Here is a 7,711-nt window from a genome sequence, read left to right as displayed (position 1 = left end):
ACCGCCGTCCGGCGGGCCGTCGCCCCGACGAGCCAGCGGCCGACCGTGGGACCGACCGCGCGACCGACCGCGCGACCGACCGGAGCAGCGACCAGGCGGGCGCCGACGGGCGGGCTACCAGCGGCCGCGCCGCGTCGACGGTGCCGGGGTCGGCGTGGTCCCTCGTGGGTCAGGACGACCCCGGTACACCGCGCTGACCTGGTCGCCCTCGTCGAGGTCCTCGGCGCGGCGCACCGCGGCCGGCAGGGCGAGGAACGACGTCCCGTCGCCCATCGGCATGAGCGAGGTGTCCCACTCGGTGCCGCCGACGGTGACCGTCACCGGGACGAAGCCCCGGCGGTCCCACCCGGCGGCGGCAGGCGACGCACCCGGGGGCAGCCGTACCACGTACCAGCCGCCCGCGCCGGCCAGCCGCTCCAGCTGCCCGCGGACCTCGCCCGACACCTGTCCGGCCACCTGCGCCCCGACCCGCCCCTCGACCCGCTGCCCGATGTCTCGCACCCCGATGTCCCGCACCCCGGGCACGGTAGGCATGCGCACCGACAGTCGTCGGGCCCGCCGGCCCGCCCGGGTGCGTGCGCGCGGGGCGGACCCGACGATGGGTCGGTGCTCCTCTCCGACGCCGTCTCCTACGCGACCGACAACCGGCGCAGCGTGCTGATCACGCTCCGCCGCGACGGACGGCCGCAGTCCAGCAACGTCATGCACGTGGTGACCGACGGCACCTTCGAGGTCTCCGTCACCGACTCCCGCGCCAAGACGCGCAACGTGCGCCGGGACTCGCGGGTGTCCCTCCACGTCAGCGCGCAGGACTTCTGGAGCTACGTCGTCGTCGACGGCACCGCCGAGACCCTCCCCGTCGCCCAGCACCCCGACGACGCCACCGCCGACGCCCTCGTCCGCTACTACCGGGCCGCGGCCGGCGAGCACCCCGACTGGGACGAGTACCGCCGGGTCATGGTCGAGGAGCAGCGCCTCCTGCTGCGCATCACGCCGCAGCGCGCCTACGGGATGCTGCCGCGTGGCTGAGCAGCAGGGCTCCGGCGCCCCCGACGGGCCGGACGACGCCCACCGCCGGCCCGAGGGCGTCGACGACGCGACCGTCGAGGCGCTCGGGAAGCTCAGCGAGGCACTGGAGACCGTCGAGCACGCCCGCGGGCTGCTCTACGGCTTCCACCAGACCACCGGTCGCGCGGACATCATGCTCGCCGACGCGGTGGAGCAGCTCCGGGCGGTCGGGGCCGGTGCGCTGGCCGACCGGATCGAGACCGAGCTGCTGGGCCGCAACGTCATCGCCGGGCGGTGGACGTTCCAGGTCGTCGAGGACTACGACGACGGCTACTGGTCGCTCTTCCGCGAGCTGGAGCGCGCCGCCCGCGAGGAGCTCGCGGGAGGGCGGCGCCACCTGTACGAGGCGGAGATGAAGGAGCGCGAGCGGACGCACGGCCTCCCCGGGCACGAGGCGCGTCCCGTCCCCGAGGGCTAGAAGGTGCCGGCGAAGGTGTCGCAGGCCTCGATGCTGCCCTGCTCGTAGCCGACGGTGAACCACTCCTGGCGCTGCTCGGACGAGCCGTGCGTCCAGGTGTGCGGGTCGACCTCGCCGCCGGACGCCGCCTGGATCCGGTCGTCCCCGACCGCCTCCGCCGCCGACAGCGCGTCGGCGAGCTGCTCGGCGGTGATCGGCTCGAGGAACGTCGTCCCCGTGTCGGGGTCGACGGTCGTCGCCGCCTCGCCGACCCACATGCCGGCGTAGCAGTCGGCCTGCAGCTCGACCTTGACCGAGTCCGACGCCGAGCCCGAGCCGGACCGGTCCGCCTGGTCCATGACGCCGGTGATGGTCTGGATGTGGTGGCCGTACTCGTGGGCGGTCACGTACATCTCGGCCAGCGGCCCGTCCGAGGCGCCGAACTGGCTCTCGAGGACGTCGTAGAAGCCGAGGTCGAGGTAGATCGTCTGGTCGGGCGGGCAGTAGAACGGCCCGGTCGCCGCGCTGGCCTGACCGCAGCCGGACTGCGTGCTCTGCTCGAACTCGACCACCCCGGGCTGCGGCACCTCCTGTCCGCCGGTGCCGAGCTGCGCCTGCCAGTACGCGTCGAGGGACTGCGCCGTCGCCGACAGCCGGCAGGCCCGGTCGGTGTTGGCCTGCTCTGCGGTGCAGCTGCCGACCGATGTCTCCTGCTGCTGCTGGGTGCCGCCGCCCTGCTGCGCCTGGTCGATGATCGGGGTGGGGTCCACGCCGGTGAACTGGTAGATGAGGAAGCCGATGATCCCCAGCAGGCCGACACCGCCGCCGCCGACCGCAGCGGCCCCGCCGCGGCGGCTCTGCACGCGGCCGCCCTCGAAGCTGCCACCCTCGTTGAACGTCATGCCGCCTCGGTGCCCCGGCCGGCGGGAATCCAACCCTCCCGGGCCCCGTTGCCACCGGCATGAAGGCTGAGTGGAACGGCACCGTCATCGCCCGCTCCGACGACACGGTCGTGGTCGAGGGCAACCACTACTTCCCCCCGGGCTCCCTCGTCACCGAGCACCTGGCCCCGAGCAGCGCGACGAGCGTCTGCCCGTGGAAGGGGACCGCGTCGTACTACGACGTGGTCGTCGACGGCGAGGTCAACGCCGGCGCCGCCTGGTACTACCCCCAGCCGTCGGAGGCCGCGGCGCAGATCGCCGACCACGTCGCGTTCTGGAAGGGCGTCACCGTCAGCGCCTGACGGTCGTACGCCTGGGCCCCGGCGCCCGGACCGTCAGCACCTGACGGGTCAGCGCCGACGACCGCCGCGGCTCAGCGCCCGACGGGCTCCGGCTCGCCGGTGCGGTCGGCGTCCCCGGTGCGGTCGGTGTCCCCGCTCCCGCCGGAGCGCTGCCGGTCGGCGTCCGCCTGCGACGGGGTGGCCGGCTGGGACCCGCCCTGGTCGCCGGGCTCCTTGGCGCCGTCGGAGTCGGGCTCGTCCGCCGGCGGCGGGTCCTCCGGCATCCCGTCCTCGATGTCGGGGACGCGCTCCGGGTCGCCGGACTCCCGGTCGAGCCACGTCATGAACGGGGTCGCCGTCGCGCCGTGCACGACGACCGACAGCAGCACCGTGAAGCCGACGGTCGACCACAGCTCGGCGTCCTCCGAGAAGGCGCCGAGGCCGGTGGCGTAGGCCAGGTAGTAGAACGACCCGATCCCCCGCACGCCGAAGAACGCCAGCGCGAACCGCTCCCGGCGGGGGGCGTCGCAGCCGAGCATCGCCAGCCACCCGGTGAGCGGCCGGACGACCATGACGATGAGCACGCCCAGCACCGCCCCCGACACCGACAGGTTCTCCAGCAGGCCGCGGGCGCAGGCGACGCCGAAGAGCAGCAGCAGGACCATCGTGAGGATCTGCTCGACCTGGCCGATGAACGAGTGCAGCACCTCGTGGTACTGGTGCCCGCGCTCGTGGGTGCGGATGACGACGGCCGCGACGAACACGGCGAGGAAGCCGTAGCCCTGCGCCGCCTCGGCCACCCCGTAGGCCAGCAGCACGGCGCCGAGGGCGACGACGGCCTCGCCGGCCTGCGCGAACCTCAGGGCCGGCTTGTGCGCCCGGAACGCGGCGCGCGCCAGCGCCCAGCCCACCGCCGCGCCGACCGCCACGCCGACCACGATCTTGCCGAGCAGCTCCCAGGCGGCCCACCGGGGGGCCCACTCACCGATGGCGACGCTGGAGCCGAGGAACAGCGCCAGGTAGACGAAGGGGAAGGCGAGCCCGTCGTTGAGGCCGGCCTCGCTCGTGAGCCCGAAGCGGACCTCGTCCTCCTCGCCGCTGTTGGGCCCGCCCACCTGGACGTCCCCCGCGAGCACGGGGTCGGTCGGGGCGAGCACGGCCGCGAGCAGCAGCGCGCTGGCGGGCAGCAGGCCCATCATCCCCCAGGCCAGGACAGCCACCACGCCGATGAGCAGCGGCATGGCGATGAGCAGCAGCCGCCAGGTCGTCCGCCAGGCCTTCCAGGACAGCGGCCGGTCCAGGGACAGCCCGACACCCATGAGCGCGACGATGACCGAGAACTCCGTGAGCCGCTCGACGACCGCGCGGTTGGCCTCGGGGTCCACGTCGGGCAGCGGGAGCGGCAGCAGGCCGACGAGGATCCCCACCGCCGTGAACCCCATGGCCACCGAGATGGCGCGCCCCCGGAGCAGCCGCGGCAGGACGGCGGCGACCAGGAGCCCGATCCCGCCCACGACGTACGTGACGTCGGCGCCGGTGATCTCCGGGTGGGGGAGCTCGGAGGTCACGAGCGGGAGCAGCATCACCCCCGCAGGATGACAGCCGTCCCGCGGCCCCGCCCCCGGGCCGGACGGCGCACGCGTGCCCCGCGGGCGGGCCGCCGGCCGGCACGGTGCCTACGGTGGGCCGATGACGGACCGTGAGCTCGACCTCGTCGTCCACGGCGCGACCGGCTTCGCGGGCGCGCTCGTGGCGGCCTACCTCGCCGAGCACGCGTCCCACGACCTGCGGGTGGGCCTGTCCGGCCGCTCCGCCGACCGGCTCGACGCCGTCCGCGAGCGCCTGGGGCCGCGCGCCGCCGGGTGGCAGACGGTGGTGACGGACTCCGCCGACGACGACGCGGTGCGGGCGCTGGCCCGCCGGTCCCGGGTCGTGGTCACCACCGTGGGGCCGTACGAGCGCCACGGCATGCCGCTGGCCCGGGCGTGCGCCGCCGAGGGCACCGACTACGTCGACCTCACCGGCGAGGTGCTGTTCATGCGGGCGAGCATCGAGGCCAACGACGCCGTCGCCCGCACCAGCGGCGCGCGGGTGGTCCACGCCTGCGGCTTCGACTCCGTGCCCTCCGACCTGGGCGTCCTGCTGCTCGCGAGGACCGCGGCGACGCACGGGCTCGGCGAGCTCACCGACACCCGGTTCGTCCTCACCGGCGCGCGCGGCGGGTTCAGCGGCGGGACGGTGGACTCGCTGCGGCTGCAGGTCGACCGGGTGCGCGCCGACCCCTCCGCGCGCGCCGCCGTGGCCGACCCGTACGCCCTGAGCCCCGACCGGGCCGGCGAGCCGGACCGGACCGCCGACGCCCCCGGCGACCGCCGCGACAGCCTGCGGGTGCGGTGGGACCCCGAGAGCCGGCGCTGGTTGGCGCCGTTCGTCATGGCGCCGGTCAACACGCGCGTCGTCCGGCGCAGCAACGCCCTCACCGGCTGGTCGTACGGCCGGCGGTTCCGCTACGAGGAGTCGGTCGGCATCCCCGGCCGCCTGCTCGGGGCCCCCGCCGCGGTGGCGCTGACGGCGGGCACGGGCGGGCTGGCACTGGGCATGGCGCTGCCGCCCACCCGTGCGCTGCTGGACCGGGTCCTGCCCGCGCCCGGCGCCGGACCCGACGAGCGCACCCGCGAGCAGGGCTTCTTCCGCGTGCGGCTGCACTCGCGCACCACGAGCGGGCGGCTGGTGCAGGCCACGGTCGCCGCGACGGGCGACCCCGGCTACGCCGCCACGGCCCGGATGCTCGGCGAGAGCGCGCTGGCCCTGGTCCTCGACCGGGACCGGCTGCCCGACCGCGCGGGCGTGCTCACGCCCGCGACGGCGATGGGCGAGGTGCTCGTCGAGCGGCTGCGGGTCGCGGGGATGACCCTGCAGCCGCTCTGACGGGCGGTCGGACGGCTGGTCAGACGACGACGTCGCCCTGGGTGCCGGTCTCCTTGCCCAGGGCGCGCGCGGCGAGCTGCACGAGCGCGCCGACGCGGCCGTGGGGGCCGTCCCAGTACTCGCCGTAGGACACGGTGACGTCGAGGACGCGGACCTGCGGGTCCTCGGGGCCCTCGAAGTACGCGCCCGCCCCGGCGTTCCACAGCTCCGTGGTGCGGGCGCGGTCCTCGACGGTCCGGGCGCTGCCCTGGACGGCGACGTAGGTGTTCTTGGAGGGGTCGCTGAACGTCACGGTGGTCGGGGACCCGGTGACCTCCAGGGCCGCGACCCAGTCGGCGTCCACGCTGACGAGGAACGACAGGACGTCGCCCTCGTGGCCCGCCAGCGACAGGGGCCGGGCGCGCCACGTCCCGGTGTCGTCGGCCGTCGCCACCATGGCGATGTTCAGGCCCTCGAGGCTGTCGGACAGGGTGCGGTCGGTGCCGGTGCGGTCGGTATCCGTCATGCCTCGAGACTGCCCCGGTCCAGGCGCAGCCGCACCTGCTGCCCGGGTCGTGCCTGCGCCAGGCGGTCGACGTCGGAGCGGAGCGGGTCGTCCACCAGGTACGCGACGACGGGGTAGCCGCCGGTGACGGGGGCGTCGGCGAGGAAGACGACAGGACCGCCCGACGGCGGCACCTGGACGGCCCCGCGCAGCACCCCCTCGCTCGGCAGCTCCACCCCGCGCCACCGCTCCGCGGCCTCCAGGACGCCCCCACCGAGCCGGACCCCCACCCGGTCGGAGTCGGTCCCCACGACCCACACCGTGCCGGTGAGCACGGCGAGCCCGGCCTCCCCGACCCGGTCGGCGCGGGGGCCGGGCGTGGCGGTCAGCAGTAGCGGCCCCGCCGGCGGCCCGGAGACCGGGGCGACGTCGACGCCTGGCATCGGCAGCCGGTCGGCCCCCGCGGCCAGCACGTCGCCCGCCGCCAGCCGGGGCGGCCCGAGGCCGGACAGCGTGCACGTGGAGCACGACCCGAGGACCGCCGTCACGTCGACCCCACCCCGGACGGCGAGGTAGCTGCGCAGGCCGGCGCCCGGCGTGCCCAGGTGCAGCTCGTCGCCGGCACGCAGGTCGACTGGGGCGTCCCACGGCACGCCCGGGCAGCGCGCCCCGGTGAGCGCCACCGTCGTCGGGGCGAGGGCGCGCACCCGGAGCCCGCCGAGGGTGACCTCGAGCGACGCAGCGCCGGGCGCGGTGCCCACCAGCCGCAGCCCGCGCCGGTAGGCCCCGCGGTCGCAGGCGCCCGAGCGCGGCACGCCCGAGGAGGCCAGGCCGACCCGGCCCTCGTCCTGCACGGTGGTCAGCGGGCCGGTGGCCAGCACCTCGAGCATCAGGCGTTGCCGGCGTCGACGAAGCGCACCCGGACGCCGGGCCGCAGGAGCGCGGGCGGCTCGCGGTCGACGTCCCACAGCGGTGCCCCGGTGCGCCCCAGCAGCTGCCAGCCGCCCGGTGAGGCACCCGGGTAGACGCCGGTCCACGCGTCGGCGAGCGCCACCGAGCCGGCCGGGACACGGGTGCGCGGGGTGGCCCGGCGGGGGACCTGCCAGACCGGTCCGCCGTCGGCCACGCAGTAGGCGAACCCCGGCGCGAAGCCCGAGAAGGCGACCGTCCACGTGGTGGCGGTGTGCCGGGCGACCACGCCGTCGGCGCCCCACCCGGTCAGGGCGCCCACCTCGTCCAGGTCCGCCCCGTCGTAGACCACGGGGACGGTGACGACCGGACCGGCTGCGGCCTCACCGGCCGTCGCGCCCGTGCCGCCGGGCCCGAGGTCCGCAGGACCCCGCAGGAGCTCCGACGGGAGCGCGCGGACGGCGGCGCCCACCGCGGCGGGGCCGGTCACGGCCTGGTCGAGCACGAGCAGGACCGTTCGGGCGGCGGGGACGACGTCGACGACGCCGGTCGGCGGGTGCGCCCGCAGGTGCGCCGCGAGCGCGAGCACCTGCGCGAGGTCGTCGACCTCCACGAGCACGCCGCCGCTGCCCGACGGCAGCACGCGCATGCTCACGCCGGCCGTCCCCTCACGCGGCCCGCCCGCCGCGCCGGCCGCCGCGAC

10 protein-coding genes are annotated in these 7,711 nt (G+C 76.3%); 4 read left to right on the top strand and 6 right to left on the bottom strand.

The window, feature by feature from the left end; translation table 11 throughout:
• Positions 1–114: 114 nt before the first annotated feature.
• Entirely contained in the window at positions 115–534 is a 420-nt protein-coding gene (locus WCS02_RS15075) for a DUF1905 domain-containing protein (protein WP_340294647.1), read from the bottom strand.
• Positions 535–606: 72 nt separating this feature from the next.
• Here WCS02_RS15075 and WCS02_RS15070 point away from each other — a divergent pair, with 72 nt between their 5' ends.
• Both WCS02_RS15070 and WCS02_RS15065 read left to right on the top strand, forming a co-directional pair.
• The gene (locus WCS02_RS15070; RefSeq protein WP_340294645.1) at positions 607–1,029 is read left to right on the top strand and encodes a PPOX class F420-dependent oxidoreductase; all 423 of its coding nucleotides are present in this window, start codon (positions 607–609) and stop codon (positions 1,027–1,029) included.
• Entirely contained in the window at positions 1,022–1,486 is a 465-nt protein-coding gene (locus tag WCS02_RS15065; protein WP_340294643.1) for a hypothetical protein, read from the top strand. The genes WCS02_RS15070 and WCS02_RS15065 overlap by 8 nt, the downstream gene beginning before the upstream one ends.
• Here the strand turns inward: WCS02_RS15065 and ypfJ are convergent.
• On the bottom strand, positions 1,483–2,367 hold the full coding sequence (gene ypfJ, locus WCS02_RS15060) for a KPN_02809 family neutral zinc metallopeptidase (RefSeq protein ID WP_340294641.1): 885 nt from the start codon (positions 2,365–2,367) through the stop codon (positions 1,483–1,485). The two genes, WCS02_RS15065 and ypfJ, sit on opposite strands and share 4 nt — an antisense overlap.
• A gap of 59 nt (positions 2,368–2,426) precedes the next feature.
• Here ypfJ and WCS02_RS15055 point away from each other — a divergent pair, with 59 nt between their 5' ends.
• A complete protein-coding gene (locus tag WCS02_RS15055) occupies positions 2,427–2,708 on the top strand; it encodes a DUF427 domain-containing protein (RefSeq protein ID WP_340294639.1) in 282 nt (93 codons plus the stop codon).
• A 71-nt stretch (positions 2,709–2,779) separates the two neighbouring features.
• On the opposite strand, the gene WCS02_RS15050 is transcribed toward WCS02_RS15055, so the two are convergent.
• On the bottom strand, positions 2,780–4,270 hold the full coding sequence (locus WCS02_RS15050; protein WP_340294648.1) for a cation:proton antiporter: 1,491 nt from the start codon (positions 4,268–4,270) through the stop codon (positions 2,780–2,782).
• Between the two features lie 106 nt (positions 4,271–4,376).
• Between WCS02_RS15050 and WCS02_RS15045 the strand changes: the two genes are divergently transcribed.
• Positions 4,377–5,615, top strand: coding sequence for a saccharopine dehydrogenase family protein (locus WCS02_RS15045; RefSeq protein WP_340294637.1), 1,239 nt, complete (start codon positions 4,377–4,379; stop codon positions 5,613–5,615).
• A gap of 19 nt (positions 5,616–5,634) precedes the next feature.
• Here the strand turns inward: WCS02_RS15045 and WCS02_RS15040 are convergent, their stop codons facing one another.
• The 3 genes from WCS02_RS15040 to WCS02_RS15030 form a co-directional block, all read right to left on the bottom strand.
• Complete coding sequence (locus WCS02_RS15040; protein WP_340294635.1) at positions 5,635–6,120, bottom strand: pyridoxamine 5'-phosphate oxidase family protein; 486 nt, start codon at positions 6,118–6,120, stop codon at positions 5,635–5,637.
• Positions 6,117–6,989, bottom strand: a complete 873-nt coding sequence (locus WCS02_RS15035; protein ID WP_340294633.1) for a 5-oxoprolinase subunit C family protein — start codon at positions 6,987–6,989, stop codon at positions 6,117–6,119. Before WCS02_RS15035 ends, WCS02_RS15040 begins: the two co-directional genes overlap by 4 nt.
• The coding region (locus WCS02_RS15030) for a 5-oxoprolinase subunit B family protein (protein WP_340294631.1) at positions 6,989–7,711 on the bottom strand (723 nt) is incomplete at its 5' end. The genes WCS02_RS15030 and WCS02_RS15035, both read right to left, overlap by 1 nt.

The organism is Aquipuribacter hungaricus, from assembly GCF_037860755.1.
Taxonomy (GTDB): domain Bacteria; phylum Actinomycetota; class Actinomycetes; order Actinomycetales; family JBBAYJ01; genus Aquipuribacter; species Aquipuribacter hungaricus.
The sequence above is the reverse complement of the archived record's forward strand: the minus strand, read 5'-3'. Positions and strand labels throughout refer to the sequence as shown.

Coding starts and splice junctions, on each gene's coding strand:
- WCS02_RS15075 (WP_340294647.1), bottom strand. CDS start 534: ATGCCTACCGTGCCCGGGGTGCGGGACATCGGGGTGCGAGACATCGGG.
- ypfJ (WP_340294641.1), bottom strand. CDS start 2,367: ATGACGTTCAACGAGGGTGGCAGCTTCGAGGGCGGCCGCGTGCAGAGC.
- WCS02_RS15055 (WP_340294639.1), top strand. CDS start 2,427: ATGAAGGCTGAGTGGAACGGCACCGTCATCGCCCGCTCCGACGACACG.
- WCS02_RS15050 (WP_340294648.1), bottom strand. CDS start 4,270: ATGCTGCTCCCGCTCGTGACCTCCGAGCTCCCCCACCCGGAGATCACC.
- WCS02_RS15045 (WP_340294637.1), top strand. CDS start 4,377: ATGACGGACCGTGAGCTCGACCTCGTCGTCCACGGCGCGACCGGCTTC.
- WCS02_RS15040 (WP_340294635.1), bottom strand. CDS start 6,120: ATGACGGATACCGACCGCACCGGCACCGACCGCACCCTGTCCGACAGC.
- WCS02_RS15035 (WP_340294633.1), bottom strand. CDS start 6,989: ATGCTCGAGGTGCTGGCCACCGGCCCGCTGACCACCGTGCAGGACGAG.